Annotated in this window: 17 protein-coding genes; 5 read left to right on the forward strand and 12 right to left on the reverse strand. The window is 70.8% G+C overall.

Annotation, left to right across the window (positions count from 1 at the left end; genetic code table 11):
• Nucleotides 1-269: 269 nt before the first annotated feature.
• Complete coding sequence (locus LL946_RS03070; RefSeq protein WP_404384671.1) at nt 270-1,031, reverse strand: isoprenyl transferase; 762 nt, start codon at nt 1,029-1,031, stop codon at nt 270-272.
• 91 nt (nt 1,032-1,122) lie between these two features.
• On the opposite strand from LL946_RS03070, the gene LL946_RS03075 reads away from it, so the two are divergent.
• Nucleotides 1,123-1,821: a hemolysin III family protein gene (locus LL946_RS03075; protein ID WP_404384673.1), complete on the forward strand. Its 699-nt coding sequence runs from the start codon at nt 1,123-1,125 to the stop codon at nt 1,819-1,821.
• On the opposite strand, the gene LL946_RS03080 is transcribed toward LL946_RS03075, so the two are convergent.
• Nucleotides 1,756-2,079, reverse strand: coding sequence for a hypothetical protein (locus LL946_RS03080; protein WP_404384675.1), 324 nt, complete (start codon nt 2,077-2,079; stop codon nt 1,756-1,758). The genes LL946_RS03075 and LL946_RS03080 overlap by 66 nt on opposite strands.
• Nucleotides 2,076-3,017 carry a mycothiol conjugate amidase Mca gene (gene mca / locus LL946_RS03085; protein ID WP_404384677.1) on the reverse strand — a complete coding sequence of 314 codons (942 nt, stop codon included), beginning with the start codon at nt 3,015-3,017 and terminating at the stop codon, nt 2,076-2,078. Before mca ends, LL946_RS03080 begins: the two co-directional genes overlap by 4 nt.
• Before the next feature lie 112 nt (nt 3,018-3,129).
• On the opposite strand from mca, the gene LL946_RS03090 reads away from it, so the two are divergent.
• Together LL946_RS03090 and greA are read left to right on the forward strand one after the other, a co-directional pair.
• Nucleotides 3,130-3,492, forward strand: coding sequence for a DUF4307 domain-containing protein (locus LL946_RS03090; protein ID WP_404384679.1), 363 nt, complete (start codon nt 3,130-3,132; stop codon nt 3,490-3,492).
• 300 nt (nt 3,493-3,792) lie between these two features.
• Nucleotides 3,793-4,281, forward strand: a complete 489-nt coding sequence (gene greA / locus LL946_RS03095; protein WP_404384681.1) for a transcription elongation factor GreA — start codon at nt 3,793-3,795, stop codon at nt 4,279-4,281.
• Between the two features lie 216 nt (nt 4,282-4,497).
• On the opposite strand, the gene ilvA is transcribed toward greA, so the two are convergent.
• The 7 genes from ilvA to LL946_RS03130 form a co-directional block, all read right to left on the reverse strand.
• Nucleotides 4,498-5,733, reverse strand: coding sequence for a threonine ammonia-lyase (gene ilvA / locus LL946_RS03100; RefSeq protein ID WP_404384683.1), 1,236 nt, complete (start codon nt 5,731-5,733; stop codon nt 4,498-4,500).
• Between the two features lie 25 nt (nt 5,734-5,758).
• Nucleotides 5,759-6,607, reverse strand: coding sequence for an ABC transporter permease (locus tag LL946_RS03105; RefSeq protein ID WP_404384685.1), 849 nt, complete (start codon nt 6,605-6,607; stop codon nt 5,759-5,761).
• Nucleotides 6,604-7,575: an ATP-binding cassette domain-containing protein gene (locus LL946_RS03110; protein WP_404384687.1), complete on the reverse strand. Its 972-nt coding sequence runs from the start codon at nt 7,573-7,575 to the stop codon at nt 6,604-6,606. Before LL946_RS03110 ends, LL946_RS03105 begins: the two co-directional genes overlap by 4 nt.
• The gene (locus LL946_RS03115; protein WP_404384689.1) at nt 7,575-8,000 is read right to left on the reverse strand and encodes a VOC family protein; all 426 of its coding nucleotides are present in this window, start codon (nt 7,998-8,000) and stop codon (nt 7,575-7,577) included. Before LL946_RS03115 ends, LL946_RS03110 begins: the two co-directional genes overlap by 1 nt.
• Nucleotides 8,001-8,057: 57 nt before the next feature.
• Complete coding sequence (locus tag LL946_RS03120) at nt 8,058-9,368, reverse strand: glutamate mutase L (RefSeq protein WP_404384691.1); 1,311 nt, start codon at nt 9,366-9,368, stop codon at nt 8,058-8,060.
• A 1-nt stretch (nt 9,369) separates the two neighbouring features.
• Nucleotides 9,370-10,557, reverse strand: a complete 1,188-nt coding sequence (locus LL946_RS03125) for a cystathionine gamma-synthase (RefSeq protein WP_404384693.1) — start codon at nt 10,555-10,557, stop codon at nt 9,370-9,372.
• Between the two features lie 111 nt (nt 10,558-10,668).
• A complete protein-coding gene (locus tag LL946_RS03130; protein WP_404384695.1) occupies nt 10,669-11,709 on the reverse strand; it encodes a GNAT family N-acetyltransferase in 1,041 nt (346 codons plus the stop codon).
• Between the two features lie 180 nt (nt 11,710-11,889).
• On the opposite strand from LL946_RS03130, the gene msrA reads away from it, so the two are divergent.
• Nucleotides 11,890-12,582, forward strand: coding sequence for a peptide-methionine (S)-S-oxide reductase MsrA (gene msrA, locus LL946_RS03135; protein WP_404384697.1), 693 nt, complete (start codon nt 11,890-11,892; stop codon nt 12,580-12,582).
• 60 nt (nt 12,583-12,642) lie between these two features.
• Nucleotides 12,643-13,221, forward strand: coding sequence for a GNAT family N-acetyltransferase (locus LL946_RS03140; protein ID WP_404384699.1), 579 nt, complete (start codon nt 12,643-12,645; stop codon nt 13,219-13,221).
• Between the two features lie 108 nt (nt 13,222-13,329).
• Here LL946_RS03140 and LL946_RS03145 read toward each other — a convergent pair whose 3' ends face one another.
• A complete protein-coding gene (locus LL946_RS03145; protein ID WP_404384701.1) occupies nt 13,330-13,611 on the reverse strand; it encodes a hypothetical protein in 282 nt (93 codons plus the stop codon).
• A 406-nt stretch (nt 13,612-14,017) separates the two neighbouring features.
• Nucleotides 14,018-16,060, reverse strand: a complete 2,043-nt coding sequence (locus LL946_RS03150) for an FAD-dependent oxidoreductase (protein ID WP_404384703.1) — start codon at nt 16,058-16,060, stop codon at nt 14,018-14,020.
• Nucleotides 16,061-16,111: the final 51 nt, after the last annotated feature.

Raw genomic sequence — 16,111 nt, forward strand, 5'->3', positions numbered from 1 at the left:
CCGGCTCGAAGGTGTGGAACCCGGTCGACCCACTGCCGTGAGCAGGGAGCCGGGACCGGTCCCTCCTCCGGAGCGTGGTGTGCTCCATGCGATGGGCCTCCCGAACGCACCGGGGTGGTGCGTCAGACGCGACGCTACGACTGCCCCACGCTCACGTGTCACGCATCCTCGCGGCGTGTCGAACCGTTCGTCTGGGCTTCACCGGGCGTCTGCGCGACGGAGGTGGCAGGTGGGACGTCTGGGGCCGGTGGGACTGATGAGGTACTGGCTCAGGAGCCAAAGCGGCGGTGCCGCTCACCGAACGCCCGCAGTGCCCGGAGGAAGTCCACCTTGCGGAAGTCGGGCCAGTAGGCCTCGCAGAAGTAGAACTCCGAGTGGGCGCTCTGCCAGAGCAGGAACCCACCGAGCCGCTGCTCCCCCGAGGTGCGGATGACGAGGTCCGGGTCGGGCTGGCCCTTGGTGTAGAGGTGCTCGGCGATGTGCTCGACGTCGAGGATCTCGGCGAGCTCCTCGATCGTCGTCCCGAGGTCGGCGTGCTCGAGCAGCAGCGACCGGACGGCGTCGGCGATCTCGCGCCGGCCGCCGTAGCCGACCGCGACGTTGACGAGCATCCCGTCGACGTCCGCCGTGCGGGCGGCTGCGGCCTCGAGCCGCTCCCGCGTCGCCGTCGGCAGCAGGGTCAGCGCACCGACGACGTGCAGGCGCCACCGCCGGGTGTCGGCGAGCGCGTCGACGGCCCGCTCGATGATCCCCAGCAGCGGTCGCAGCTCGGACTCGGACCGGTTGAGGTTGTCGGTCGAGAGCAGCCAGAGGGTGACGACCTCGACGCCGACCTCCTCGCACCAGCCGAGCAGGTTGGCGATGTTGTCGGCCCCCGCCTGGTGGCCCTCGCTCGTCCCGGCGCCGCGCGCCTTGGCCCATCGGCGGTTGCCGTCGAGCATCACGCCAACGTGCCGGGGGACGCTCTCGGGGCCCAGGTGCTTCGCCAGTCGGCGCTCGTATGCCGTGTACAGGACATCGGTGAGCGCCATGCCGTCACCGTACCGTCGGGACCCGAGGAGACAGAGCGCACGTCACTCCGGGTCCGGAACCTACGGAAACGTAGGTATCGTTGAGTGGATCATGAGCACTCCACGCGAGCCCCGCACGTTCGACGCCCTCGAAGAGCGCGTCGATGCCGTGCTCGACGCCGTCAAGCCCAAGCTGCGCGGTTGGCTGCACCTCGCGATGGCGCCGATCGCCTTCATAGGCGGTCTCGTCCTCGTCGTCCTCGGCGAGACCGTGCAGGCGCGGGCTGCGGCAGCGATCTTCACGGTCACCGCCGTGTTCCTCTTCTCGATGTCGGCGGTCTACCACCGGGGCACCTGGTCACCACGCTGGGGCACGGCCCTCAAGCGGATCGACCACTCCAACATCTTCCTCATCATCGCCGGCAGCTACACGCCGTTCGCGCTGCTGCTCCCCCTCAACCAGAGTCGGACCCTGCTCGCCATCGTGTGGACCGGGGCCCTGCTCGGAGTCATCTTCCGGCTCGTGTGGATCAACGCCCCACGCTGGCTCTACGTCCCGGTCTACGTCGCCCTCGGCTCGGTGGCCGTCTTCTTCCTGGGACCGCTGCTGCGGCACGCGGGCACGGCGGTCGTGAGTCTGGTGCTGGCCGGGGGCGTGCTCTACACGCTGGGCGCCGTCGTCTACGGGATCAAGCGCCCGAACCCGTCACCGCGCTGGTTCGGCTTCCACGAGATCTTCCACGCCCTAACGATCCTCGCGTTCGTCACGCACTACATCGCCGCGTCCATCGCGCTCTACGACCGCGTCTGACCCGGCACCGGTCGTGGCCTCGGCACCGTCCGGCGACCCGACCGCGTCGCGCTCCTCGGCGGCCCTCGCCTTGTAGGACATGCGTCGCAGCCGCGCGTTCATGTTGCGCATGAGCAGCCACAGCGCGACGACCAGGAACAGGAAGGCCACGAAGGCCCAGACGCCCGGGGCCGCGGCCTGGCTCGGCGTGAGGTCACCGGCCGGGCTGGGGCTCGGCGTCGGCGAGAGCGGTGCGGCGAGGAGTCGGTCGAGGATCATGCGGTGCGTTCCTTGCGTCCGTCGTGGGCGATCGTGAGGGAGCCGGACGTCGCGAGCGCGTCGGCGGCGGGAACGTCGGTGGGCAGGCCGGCGAAGAGGTCATCCTCGCCCTCGGCGATCGGGACGTAGGACAGCCCCACCTCGTAGTCCTCCCACGGCCAGACGCGGGCCTGCTCCTCGCGCGAGACCTTGAAGAAGGTGCCGTCGGGGTCGATCTGGGTCGCGTGCGCGAGGAGGGCGGCGTCGCGCCGCTCGAACCACGCGTCGCAGCGGACGCGGGTGGTGATCTCACGCTCTCGTGCGGGGTCCCAGTTCTCGAGCCACGCGGCATACGGGCTCTCCTCGCCGAGCGCGGTGAGGGCCTCGTGGAAGGCGACGACGCGGCCGCGGCTGAACGTCTGGTTGTAGTAGATCTTCAGCGGCTGCCACGGCTCTCCTGCTCCGGGGTATGCCGCCGGGTCACCTGCCGCCTCGAACGCCGCCATCGACACCACGTGGCACATGATGTGGTCGGGGTGGGGGTAGCCGCCGTTCTCGTCGTAGGTCGTCATGACGTGCGGGCGGAAGCGGCGGATCTCGCGCACGAGGGCCTCGGTCGTCACCTCGAGCGGCTCGAGGGCGAAGCAGCCGTCCGGCAGCGGCGGCAGCGGGTCGCCCTCGGGCAGGCCGGAGTCGACGAAGCCGAGCCACGTGTGGTCGACACCGAGGATCTCCTGGGCGCGGCGCATCTCGTCGCGGCGGACCTGGGCGAGGTCGCGCAGGATGTGCGGGTCGTCGGCGAGCTTGGGGTTGAGGACGTCACCACGCTCGCCGCCGGTGCACGAGACGACGAGGACGTCATGGCCCTCGTCGACGTACTTCGCCATGACCGCGGCGCCCTTGCTCGACTCGTCGTCGGGGTGCGCGTGGACGCACATGAGACGGAGACGGTCAGACACGTGAGGGCCCTTCGGGGTCGGGTGGTCGCACAGGCGACAATGGACTGGCACCATCTTCGCACTCCGGCACGACGCCTCGTGCGAGCCCCGTCGAGAGGACCAGGACCCCGCCATGCCGTTGCCCCGACCCGCTCCCGGCACGGGCCGCTGGTGGGTCGTCGGCGCCGTCGGCGTCACCGCGATGGTCGCGCTGATCGTGTGGTTCGGGCTGTCGCAGGCCAACGCGCTGAGCGCGGACGTCACGAGGTACGACGTGGTGTCGGACTCCGAGCTCGAGCTGGGCTACGACGTCCATCGCCCGGACGGGGCTGCGGTGCGCTGCACCATCGAGGCGCAGGACGTGCGCCACGGACGGGTCGGCACCGTGACCGACGACGTCCCGGCCGGGGCGCGGTCGGTGCACCGCGAGGTGACGGTGCGCACGAGCGCCCGTGCGGTCACCGGCGTCGTCGCCTCCTGCGTCCGGCTCCCCTGACCCCTGCCGCTTTCTCGGGCCACCCGATCAAGGGGCGCTCGACCCGAGATCGCAGCCCGGGTCGAGGGGGACCAACCCGGGTCGAGCGCGGGCCCGCGCACCCGTCCTGCACGACGGCGGATGGGCAAGGACGTGCGTTTGCGGGGCGCCGTTGTTATCCTTGTTCTTTGCACCACCGGGTCTGGGGCAAGGCGAACCAAGCAGAGGTTCGTGCCCCGGGCCCTTTCACGTAGGACCACCACCCCCCTGACGCAGGCGGCTCACGCCGTCGGGTCACGGGCACCCGAGGAGTGAACTTCAGTGAGCGAGACCGTCGTCAAGACGAGCTACCTGACCCAGGAGGCGCACGACCGCCTCAAGGCCGAGCTCGAGCAGCTCTCCGGCCCGGGTCGCGCCGACATCGTCGCCAAGATCGAGGCGGCGCGCGAGGAGGGTGACCTCAAGGAGAACGGCGGCTACCACGCAGCGCGCGAGGAGCAGGGCAAGAACGAGGCCCGCATCCGCCAGCTCACCCAGCTCCTCGAGAACGCCATCATCGGTGAGACCCCGCCCGACGACGGCGTCGTCGAGCCCGGCATGGTCGTCAAGGCCGAGATCTTCGGCGACGAGGAGACCTTCCTCCTCGGCTCGCGCGAGATCGCGGACGGCACCCTGCAGGTCTACAGCGAGCAGTCCCCGATCGGCTCTGCCGTCAATGGTCACAAGGCCGGCGACACGGTGAGCTACGAGGCGCCCAACGGCAAGCAGGTCGAGGTCAAGATCCTCGACGCCAAGCCCTACACCGGCTGACCGAACGCCCAGTACCACTGAGCAACCCGAGAGGGCGCCCACTCACCAGAGTGGGCGCCCTCTCGTCGTCCTGTCAGCTTCGCTTTGCGTCCGCCACTGTGGTGGGTATGCCGTCACCTCGCCGGACGCTGCACCCGCACCCTCCCTTTGCGTCCGCCACTGTGGTGGGTATGCCGTCACCTCGCCGGACGCTGTGGCGCGCCTCGCCCACTGCGGTCAGTCCTGCCCGAGCTCGTGCACGATCGTGTAGCCCTTGCCGCGCATGGCGTTGAGCACGCGCTCGCAGTGCTCGGGGCCGCGGGTCTCGAGCCGCAGGGCGATCTCGACCTCGTCCACACTGATCTGCGGGCCGGTGCGGATGTGCTCGATCTCGAGGATGTTGGCGTCGAGGCCGGCACAGTCGGCGAGGATCGCGGCGAGTGAGCCGGGGGTGTCGGGCACCCGCACGGCGAACTGAAGGTAGCGGCCGGCCGCGACCATGCCGTGCCGGATGATCCGCATCATGAGCAGTGGGTCGATGTTGCCGCCGGACAGGACGCACACGACCGGTCCCTCGATCTCGGTGCCGGCGTTCTCGAGCAGCCAGCCCGCGGCCGAGGCGCCGGCCGGCTCGACGACGAGCTTGGCCCGCTCGAGCAGGAAGAGCAGCGCGCGCGAGATGCCCTCCTCGCTCACGGTCTCGACGGAGTCGACGAGGTCCCTCACGATCGGGAAGGTCACGTCACCGGGCAGGCCCACCGCGATGCCGTCGGCCATGGTCGACATGGCCGTCGCTGCCACCGGGTGCCCGGCGGCCAGCGAGCCGGGGTAGGCCGCAGCCTGCTCGGCCTGGACGCCGACGATGCGGACGTCCGGCTTGAGCTCGCGCATGACGAGGGCGATGCCCGCGAGGAGACCGCCACCGCCCAGGCCGACGACGACCGTCCTGACGTCGGGACACTGCTCGAGGATCTCGAGGCCGCAGGTGCCCTGACCGCGGACGATGTCGTCGTGGTCGAACGGGTGGATGAGCACCGCCCCGGTCTCCTCCGCCCACGCCCGGGCATGCACGAGGCTCTCGTCGAGGGTGGCCCCGACCTGCTCGATGGTCGCGCCGTAGGCCTTCGTGGCCTGGACCTTGGGCATGGGGGCGCGGACCGGCATGTAGACCTTGACCTCGATGCCGAGCATCTGGCCTGCCAGCGCCACCCCCTGGGCGTGGTTGCCCGCGCTGGCGGCCACGACGCCACGGGCCTTCTCGGCATCGGTGAGCTTCGACATTCGGGTGTAGGCGCCGCGGATCTTGAACGACCCGGCCCGCTGGAGGTTCTCGCACTTGAGGAACACCTCGGCGCCGACCCGCTCCGAGAGGCCGCGGTTGAACTCCATGGGTGTCGGAGCGATGACGGTCGAGAGAACGTCGGCGGCGGCACGGATCTCGGCCACCGTCACCGACGACGATGTGGGTGTCATGGCGCGAGGGTATCGCCGCGCCGGGTCAGTCCGTCGTGCGGCTGTTGAACGCCCGAAGGGCCAGCGGGGCGATGACCGCGGTGATGGCGAGGGACCAGATGATCGTCGCCAGCTCGGGGTTGTGGAGGGGCCATGGGGCGTCCGCGCGCACCGGGATGCCGGCGATGCCCCAGTTGTCGCGCAGGGCCTGGCTCAGCGCGCTGATCGGGTTCCACTCGGCGACCGTGCGCAGCCAGGACGGCATGACGTCGGTGCGTGCGAAGGCGTTGGACAGGAACGTGATCGGGAAGATCGTCGTGAACATCAGCCCGTTGACCGCCTCGACGGAGCGCATGGCCGAGCCGACGAGGATGCCGATCCAGATCATCGCGAAGCCGAAGAGGAGGAGCAGGGCGTAGGCCAGCAGCCCTCGTCCGATGCCCTCGTTGATGCGCCAGCCGATGAACAGGCCGGTCACGGACATCACCGCGACGCCGATGCTCGAGTGGATGAGCGCGGCGATCGAGCGCGAGATGAGGATCGACGAGCGCTGGATCGGAAGCGACCTCAGGCGGTCGACCATGCCCTTGCCGATGTCGGTGTTGAGGCCGATGGCGACGATGAACGAGCTGAACGCGATCGTCTGCGCCATGATCCCCGGCAGGAGCCACGGCTTGTAGTCGACGCCCGGGATCTCGATGGAGCCGCCGAAGACGAACGCGAAGAGCAGCACGAACATAATCGGCTGGATCGTCACGTCGGTGAGCATCTCGGGCTGGCGCTTGATGTGCGTGAGGTTGCGCCGCACGAGCGTGAGGATCTGGCGCAGGCGACTGGCGCCCTCGGGCTTCGGGGCCGCGCGGTCGATGGCGATGGCATCCGTGGCGGTGCTCATGCCGACACCTCTTCCTGGTTGCTGGTGTCCTCGGCCTTGTGCCCGGTCAGGGCGAGGAAGACGTCGTCGAGGCTGGGTCGCTGCATGCCGAGGTCGTCGACCTCGATGCCGGCGTCGTCGAGGTTGGAGGCGACCTGGCTCAGGGACGAGACGTTGCCGCCCGGAGCGGTCAGCTTGCGTGCGTCGACGTCGACGTGGACCTCACCCTCGACCGACGCGCGGACGAGCTCAGCCGCCTGGTGGACCTTGTCGTGGCGCGACACCGTGACGACGAGGCTGGCCGCGCCGGACTGGTTCTTGAGCTCGAGGGGCGTGCCCTGGGCGATGATCCGGCCGTGGTCGATGACGATGATGTCGTCGGCGAGCTGGTCGGCCTCGTCGAGGTACTGGGTCGTGAGGAGCAGGGTCGTGCCGTCGCGCACGAGGTCGCGCAGGACGTCCCAGAGCTCGACCCGGCTGCGCGGGTCGAGACCGGTCGTGGGCTCGTCGAGGAAGAGCACCGACGGGTGGGCGATGAGGCTCACCGCGAGGTCGATGCGCCGACGCATGCCGCCGGAGTAGTCCTTGACGACCTTGTCACCGGCCTCGGTGAGCGAGAACTGCTCGAGCAGCTCGTCGGTGCGCTTGCGGACGAAGCGTCGGTCGAGCCCGTAGAGGTCGCCGATGAGGCGGAGGTTCTCACGGCCGGTGAGCAGGTCGTCGACCGTCGCGCTCTGGGCAGTGAGGCCCATGCTCGCCCGGACCGCCTCGGGCTCCTTGACCACGTCGTGCCCGGCGACGCTGGCCGAGCCACTCGTCGGGATCGCGAGGGTCGTCATCATCCGCACCGTCGTCGTCTTGCCTGCGCCGTTGGGGCCGAGGAGCCCGAACACGGACCCCCTCGGCACCTCGAAGCTGACGTCGTCGACGGCGGTGAAGTCACCGAACTTCTTGACGAGGTTCTGGGCCTCGATGACGATCTCGCGCATCACGGCTCCCCGACGAGGCAGAACGGGTGGCCGGCGGGGTCGAGGTAGACCTTGAACCCGCCGTTCTCGCTCGGCTGGTGCTCGTGGGCCCTCGCGCCCGCCGCGAGCACGGCAGGCTCGGCCTCGGAGATCACCGGCACGGCGAGATCGAGGTGGAACTGCTGCGGGTGGGCACCACCGGGCCAGGTGGGCTCGACCCAGTCCTCGATCCGCTGGAAGGCCAGCGTCGTGCGCCCGTCGGGTCGCTTCGCACTCACTCCCCCGCCCGGTTTCTCGAGGGTGGCCCACTCACGGTCGGAGTCGTCCTCGAGGGACCAGCCGAGGACCTCGCCGTAGAAACGGGCGAGCTCGAGGGCGTCGGGACAGTCGAGCACGACGAGGTCGAGAAGGGGTCGAGAAGCAGGGCGAGCGGCGTCTTCACTCATCCTGCGAGGGTAGTTCGACCCTCTGACACTGCCCAGCCCTTTTCTCCGCTCCCGGCCTCAGCCCACCGTGAGCGCCAGCGCCCGGGCGGCCTCCGGGTGCGCGTCGGCGAGCAACCCGCAGGCGAACAGCACGTATGCCGTGTCGACACCTCGAGCTGCCGCGGCCGGCACCGTCCAGCCCCCCGCGTGGTCGGCCGTGACCGCGGTGAGCACCCCGTCCGCGAGCACCGAGGGCCCGTGGCGGAACACCCCGCCCGAGCCGAGGACCAGACCGACGTCGGCGAGGGGTCGCGGCCGGTCACCGACGACGCGGGGCCGACCGTGACGTCGCGCCGCCACCAGGGCCGCCACCCGGGCCAGCTCGCCCTCGTGCGCCCACTCCTCCGGGCTCGAAGCCCGGTGACCGGTCGCGGAGGCGACGTGGCCGGCATACGCGATCGCCTCGGGCGACAGCGGGAGGTGCTCGCGCTGCGCGGCCTCGACGATGCCGAGGGCGTTCCAGCGCATGCCGAGGTCTGCCTCGACGGTGCGCTCGTGCCACATCGAGCCGGCGACGTCGCGCTCGATCTCGGCGTCCTCGCCCTGCGGTCTGAGCACCGAGTAGACGTCGGTCGTCGCCCCGCCGATGTCCATGACGACGACGTCCTCGCCGCGTACGTCGGCGAGCAGCTCGACGCCACGCAGGACCGCATCGGGGGTGGCGGCCCGCACGAGCTCGGTGAAGCCGCGCCCGCGGGACAGCCCCTTGCCGCCGATGACGTGCTCGAGGAAGGCGGCGCGGATCGCCGACCGGGCCGCGTCCGGAGCGATGACCCCGATCCGCGGCAGGACGTTGGTCGTGACGACGTGACGGCGACCCGTGCGGGCCAGCTCGGCGGCGACCTCGTCGGCGACCTCCGCGTTGCCGGCGACCACGACAGGTGCGCTCACGCGGGCGCTGGCCAACCGAGCGGCATTGTGCCGCAACACATCTGCGTTGCCGCCGTCCGTGCCGCCCACGAGCAGGACGAGGTCGGGCACAGACGCCCTCAGCTCACGCACGCCCTCACCCGACAGCGACCCGGCGGAGACATGGACGACCCGGCCGCCGGCCGACAGCGCGACGCGGTGCCCGGCCTCGGCCGTCACCTCGCGCTCGTACCCGACGACCGCGATCCGCAGTCCTCCACCCGCCGAGGAGCACACCAACGTCTCCGCGACGGGCCCGTGGGAGGCGAGCTCACGGCCTACGGCATCGACACCGTCCATGACGTCCGTCCCGACGGTGGTCGGCGACGACGCGGCGCCCACGAGCGCTCCGGACGACACGTCGACGAGGACCGCCTTGGTGAACGTCGACCCGACGTCGACGCAGAGGACGAGCGACACGTCAGGTGAGCCGGTCGAGCGCCTGCTTCAGGTCGGCGATGAGGTCCTCGACGTCCTCGATGCCGACGGAGAGGCGGATGAGGTCGGACGGGACCTCGAGCTCGGTGCCCGCGACCGACGCGTGGGTCATGCGACCGGGGTGCTCGATGAGCGACTCGACTCCTCCGAGCGACTCGCCCAGGGTCCAGATCTCCGTCTCGGCGCACACCTTGACGGCGACGTCCTCGCCGCCCTTGACGCGGAACGCGACCATGCCGCCGAAGCGCTTCATCTGACGCTTGGCGACCTCGTGGCCGGGGTGGTCGGGCAGACCCGGGTAGTGCACAGCGGTGACGCCGTCGTGGCCCTGGAGGAAGTCGACGATCGCCTCGGCGTTGTCACTGTGGCGCTCCATCCGGATCGCGAGCGTCTTGAGGCCGCGCTGGACGACCCACGAGTCGAACGGTCCGGCGACGGCACCCATCGAGTTCTGGTGGAAGGCGACCCGGTCGCTGGCGCTCTCGTCGTCGAACCACGGCACGGTCACCCCGTGGCCCACGACGACCGCACCACCGACGACGTCGGAGTGGCCGCCGCAGTACTTGGTCGTCGAGTGCAGGACGATGTCGGCACCGAGGGCGAGCGGCTGCTGGAGGTAGGGCGAGGCGAAGGTGTTGTCGACGATGAGCAGCGCACCCGCCTCGTGGGCGATCTCGGCGAGGGCCTCGATGTCGGCGATGCCGAGCATCGGGTTGGTCGGGGTCTCGACCCACACGACGCGGGTCTTCCCCGGCTGGATCGCGGCGCGCACGGCGTCGTTGTCGGCGATCGCGGCGATGGAGTGGTCGACGCCCCAGTGCCTGAGCACCGTGTTGAAGAGCCGGTAGGTGCCGCCGTAGGCGTCGGAGGGGACGACGACGTGGTCGCCGGGGCTGAGCAGCGCGCGCAGGACGGTGTCCTCGGCCGCGAGCCCGGACGCGAAGGCGAACCCGCGCTCGCCACCCTCGAGAGCGGCGAACCCGGTCTCCAGGGCGGCGCGGGTCGGGTTGGCGCTGCGGCTGTACTCGTAGCCGCCCCGGAACCCGCCGATCCCGTCCTGCTTGTAGGTCGAGGTCTGGTAGATCGGGGTGACGACGGCGCCCGTCGTGGGGTCGGGGTCCTGCCCGGCGTGGAGGGCGCGGGTGGAGAAGCCGAGGGTCTCGTCAGTCATGGGCAACAGGGTATGCCGGGTGCTCCCGGCGCCCTCAGCCGCGCCTCCGCCGCCGCTCGAGGTGGGGGGTCCGCGGGCCCGCCGCGCCACACCGGCGACCGTCGGCGGTCCTCAGGCGAGGCGCCTCTGCCACTCCCGCTGGAGCGCCGTCGTCCGGTAGCCCAAGGCCTCGTTGACCCGGATCATCGGACCGTTCTCCTCGGCGTTCCACGTCCGGACGGTCCGGGTCTGCGGGAACTCGGCGCGCAGCGCCCTCATGTTCGCCGCCTTGACCGCCGCACCGAGCCCGTGTCCACGGTGCTCTCGCAGCACGAGCGTGTCCTGCTGGTAGGCGAGGACCGGGTCGGCGGTCGGGATCTGCAGCTGGGTGAAGGCGACGAGCCGGCCCGACTCGACGTGGCGCGCGACCGACTCGATGGCGCGACGGTTGCTCCGCCGGGTCGAGAGACGCTGTTCGCGCAGTCGTTCGGCGTCCCAGGCCTCCTCGCGGAGGTCGAGGTCCCCGACCGGCGAGTCGGTGCTCATCCGCTGCTGGAGGACGGCGCGGTCGTCCAGCCAGGCGCCGAGCGTGTCGTCGCACGAGGTCTCAATGACGTAGCCCGGCGTCTCGTCGGCGGTGGGGTGGATGACACGGCCGGGGTCGCCTTCACTAGTCGCCTCGGCGGCGTCGACGCCCAGGTCGAGGTCGTTGCGCTGCATCGTCTGGCCGAGCGCGAACCCGTGGCGACGCAGGAACGCGTCGCCCCCGTCCGTGCCACCGGCCGGGACCGTGGTCTCGGCGTGAAGCGTGTCGCGGTCCTGTCGCCGGGCCTCGCGCTCGAGGTGGTCGAGCAGGGCCGTGCCTCCGCCCTCACGCCGACGATCGGGGTGGACGGCGACGTCGACGAAAGCGAGCTGCGGGTTGTCCCGGAGCGAGAGGACGAGCTCTCCCGCCGCCACGAGCTCACCGTTTCCGTCCAGTGCCCCGAAGTAGCGGTGGGACCAGCTCGTGTACTGCTCGTGCGCCCGGCGCGAGTCCATCGACCACACGTCGTGGTCGTCGCCCATCGCCGCGACGGCACTGTCGATGAAGACCTGATGCCACGTCCTCGCCAGCCCGGCCGCCGACGGGTCGGGATCGAGCATGGTGACGGGAACGATGCGCCAGGACATGCGCCCCACTGTCCTCGGGTGGCGCCCGGCGCCGCCAGCGAATAACCCACGCCTCGTGTCGCCTCGTGGGTATGAGGCCACGCCAGAGCGTGGGCTCGGAAACACGAGGCGAGGAACAATGGGCGAGGTCAGACGTTGAATCCCACAGACCCCCTTGTCCCCACTTTCCGGGAGTGACCCATGTTCGGTTCGCGCGCCAAGACCACGATGCCCACCGCCGCTGAGGCGCTGCCCGGCCGCGAGTCGCGGCCCTTCACGGTCCCGACGACGCACGAGGTGCTGGGCACGCCGCTCGAGGGCCCGTGGCCCGACGGCACCGAGGTCCTCTACGTCGCGATGGGCTGCTTCTGGGGTGCCGAGCGCATCTTCTGGCAGCTGCCCGGCGTCGTGACGACGGCGGCCGGCTACATGGGCGGGTTCACGCCGAACCCGACCTACGAGGAGACCTGCACCGGCCGCACCGGCCACGCCGAGGCCGTGCTCGTCGCCTACGACCCGACGCAGACCTCGCCCGAGCTGCTCCTCAAGGCCTTCTGGGAGAACCACGACCCCACCCAGGGCAACCGTCAGGGCAACGACATCGGCACGGCATACCGGTCCGCGATCTTCTGGACCAGCCCGGAGCAGGAGGCCGCCGCGAAGGGGACCCGAGAGGCGTTCCAGGGCGAGCTGACCCGCGTCGGCGCCGGCGACATCACGACCCAGCTCGCGTCGGCGGAGGACGCCGGGACGTTCTGGTACGCCGAGGACTACCACCAGCAGTACCTCCACAAGAACCCGAACGGCTACTGCAACCACGGTCCGAACGGGCTCACCTGCCCCATCGGCGTCGCCAACCTCCCGGCGCAGACGGACATCGCTCCCCCGGCCTGACCGCGCGCAACCGGAGCAATCCGGTATGCCGTGACGCACCTCCGTGGCACAGTGCCGTCCGTGGCCGCTGACTTCACGACCAAGCCGACGCTCGAGGGTGAGCTCGTAACGCTGCGCCCGATCCGCGGCGAGGACGCGGACCTCATCGACGCGATCATCCGCAGCGACGACGAGATCGCGCGGCTCACGGGATCTGTCAGCTCCAGCACCGAGGACCCGCCGGGGATGCCGCTCGAGAAGCTGCGCGAGATCTACGTCGGCTGGGCCGAGGCCGACGACCGGCTCGTGCTCGGCGTCGTCGACAAGACGAGCGGTGACCTCGTCGGCGAGGTCGTCCTGGCCGGCTGGGACGAGGCCAACCGCTCGTGCTGGTTCCGCACGCTCATCGGATCCGCCGGCCGCGGGCGTGGACTGGGGACCGAGGCGACGCGGCTCGTCGTCGACCACGGGTTCCGCGCGCTCGGGTTACACCGGATCACGCTCGAGGTCTACGACTTCAACCCGCGGGCTCGTCACGTCTACGAGAAGGTCGGCTTCGTCCACGAGGGCACCGGGCGCGAGGCACTGCTCTTCGACGGCGAGTGGGTCGACGTCCACTTCATGGCCGTGCTTGAGTCCGACTGGGCCGCCGGCGACTGACCGCAGCCCGACCTTGGGCTGACCGTCGCCGGACGCGGGAAGGTCCCACGGATCGCGGCGTAGGGACCGCGATCTGTGGGACCTTGCTGGCGCTTGGTGCCGCCGGGCTCAGAAGGCTCTGGCGATGGTGAGGGCCAGACCGAGGATGGCGGCGGTGGCGAGGGCGGCGAAGCCCGCGATGCGCAGCTTGGCCCCGACCTTCCAGTGATCGGTGGGCCCCGGCGCCTCGAAGCCCGGGTGGTGGCCGACATCCGAGCTGCCGGCAGGTCCGCCGAAGCCGCCCTTGATGCCGGGCGTCGGGCGGGCACCGCGCATCTGCAGGAACCCGGCTGCCAGCAGGGCGATGCCGAGCACGGCGAGGACGACGACGAGCCACCACCATCCGGTCATGGAGGACAGCGTGCCACGGTGCCCGACTGCGTCGGCCCGTCGTCACTGCCCCAAATCCGGGAGTCGAACCGAGCACCCACGTTGCGAGACGTGCGTTGCCTCATCAAGAGACGCCGGCGTCCGCACACCCACCCCTGTCGGGGAGTGCCTGTGCGCCAGCACCTGACGCACGCCGCACCTTCGACGTACCCGTTCGCGACGTGCCTTTGCATCACCACAAGCCGCAAAGACACGCCACTCGGTCAGCCGTCGTCGACACGTTGGAGTGTCTTTGCACCAGCAGGTGGGGCAACGGGCTTGTGCGTCGGGCGCACGGGGCAGAGGCAGTGTGCGTCAGAAGGTGGCGCACAGGCACGTCTCTGACGGACCTCTCCGTGACCCGGCGCACCACAGCGCGAGGGTCGGGTCAGAGTCGGGCGGCCAGCTCGGTCCCCTGGCGGATGGCTCGTTTGGCGTCGAGCTCGGCGGCGACGTCGGCGCCGCCGATGACATGGACAGGTATGCCGCTGTCGCCCAGCTCGTCCGCCAGCGTCCGGACGGACTCCTGGCCAGCGCAGAGCACGACGGTGTCGACGGGGATGACGCGCGTGGTCCGCGGGCCGTCGTCCTTGCCGTCGGGAGCGAAGGACACGTGCAGCCCGTCGTCGTCGATGAGGTCGTAGGACACCCCGGTCACCTGCTCGACGGCCTTGGCCTTGAGGGCCGCCCGGTGCACCCAGCCGGTCGTCTTGCCGAGTCCCTTGCCGATGCCGGATGCCTTGCGCTGCAGCAGGACGACGTCGTGCTTCGGGGTCTCGACGACCGGCTTGGCCAGACCTCCGCGAGACACAGCCGGGTCACCGACGCCCCACTCGGCGCGCCACAGCGCGAGGTCGAGCGTCGCCGACGGCTGCGCCGTGAGGAACTCGCTCACGTCCACTCCGATACCACCGGCGCCGATGACGGCCACCCGCGCGCCGGGCTCGCGCTCGCCGCGGACGAGCTCGGCATAGGTCATCACGCAGGGGTGGTCCACGCCCGGGATCGACGGCACCCGCGGAACCACGCCCGTCGCGACGACGACCTCGTCGAAGCCACCTTCGCGCAGCTCCGCTGCGGTGACGACCCGCCCCAGGTGCAGGCGCACCCCCGTGACCTCGATGCGGCGCCGGAAGTATCGGATCGACTCGGAGAACTCCTCCTTGCCGGGGATGCGCTGCGCGATGGCGAACTGCCCGCCGATGTCGTCGCGGGCCTCGAACAGGTCGACGGAGTGCCCGCGCTCGGCCAGCGCCGTCGCGCACGCCAGACCCGCGGGGCCGGCACCGACGACCGCCACCTTCTTGGCCGCGCGCGTCGGACCGAGCACGAGCTCGGTCTCGTACACGGCGCGCGGGTTGAGCAGGCAGGTCGCGCGCTGCTTCTTGAACGTGTGGTCGAGGCAGGCCTGGTTGCAGGCGATGCAGGTGTTGATCTCGTCGACTCTCGACTCGGCGGCCTTGCGCACCCAGTCGGGGTCGGCGAGGAAGGGTCGGGCCAGCGACACGAGGTCGGCGTCGCCGGCACCGAGGATGCCCTCGGCCACCTCGGGCATGTTGATCCGGTTCGTCGCGATGACCGGCAGCGACGTCTCGGACTTGAGCCGGCCGGCATACGAGGCGAAGGCCGCGCGGGGCACGGAGGTGACGATCGTCGGGACCCGCGCCTCGTGCCAGCCGATGCCGAGGTTGAGCACTGAGGCACCGGCCGCCTCGACCTCGCGGGCGAGCGCAGCGACCTCGTCCCACGTCTGGCCGTCGGGGACGAGGTCGACCGCCGAGATGCGGTAGATGACGAGGAAGTCCTTCCCGACCTCCTCGCGGATCCGCCGGACGACCTCCACCGCGAAGCGCCGCCGCTTCTCGGGCGTGCCACCCCAGGCGTCGGTGCGGTGGTTGGTGCGCGGCGCGAGGAACTGGTTGATGAGGTAGCCCTCGGAGCCCATGACCTCGACCCCGTCGTAGCCGGCCTCACGGGCGAGCCGCGCCGACCGCACGAACGCGTCGATCGTCCGCTCGACCCCACGGGCCGAGAGTGGACGAGGCCGGAACTTCGAGATCGGGCTCTTGACCGCCGACGGCGCGACGCACCAGGGCGTGTAGGCGTAGCGGCCGGCGTGCAGGAGCTGGAGGGCGATCCGTCCGCCCTCCGCGTGGACCGCCTCGGTGAGCAGGTGGTGCTGGCGGGCCTCGCGCCGGGTGGTGAGCTTCGAGGCCAACGGCAGGAGCGTTCCCTCGATGTTCGGTGCGAAGCCCCCGGTGATGATCAGCCCGGCGCCGCCGCGCGCCCGCTCCGCGAAGAACGCCGCGAGCTTGGGGAAGTCGCGCGCCCGGTCCTCCAGGCCCGTGTGCATCGACCCCATGACGACCCGGTTGGGCAGGGTGAGGTGGCCGAGGTCGAGGGGAGCGAGCAGGTGCGGGAAGTCAGTCACTACTCGAGAGTAGGGAACCTGCCGCACCCGGCCCAACTCCTCGGCCTGTGT

The organism is Knoellia locipacati (assembly GCF_044791685.1).
GTDB lineage: Bacteria > Actinomycetota > Actinomycetes > Actinomycetales > Dermatophilaceae > Knoellia > Knoellia locipacati_A.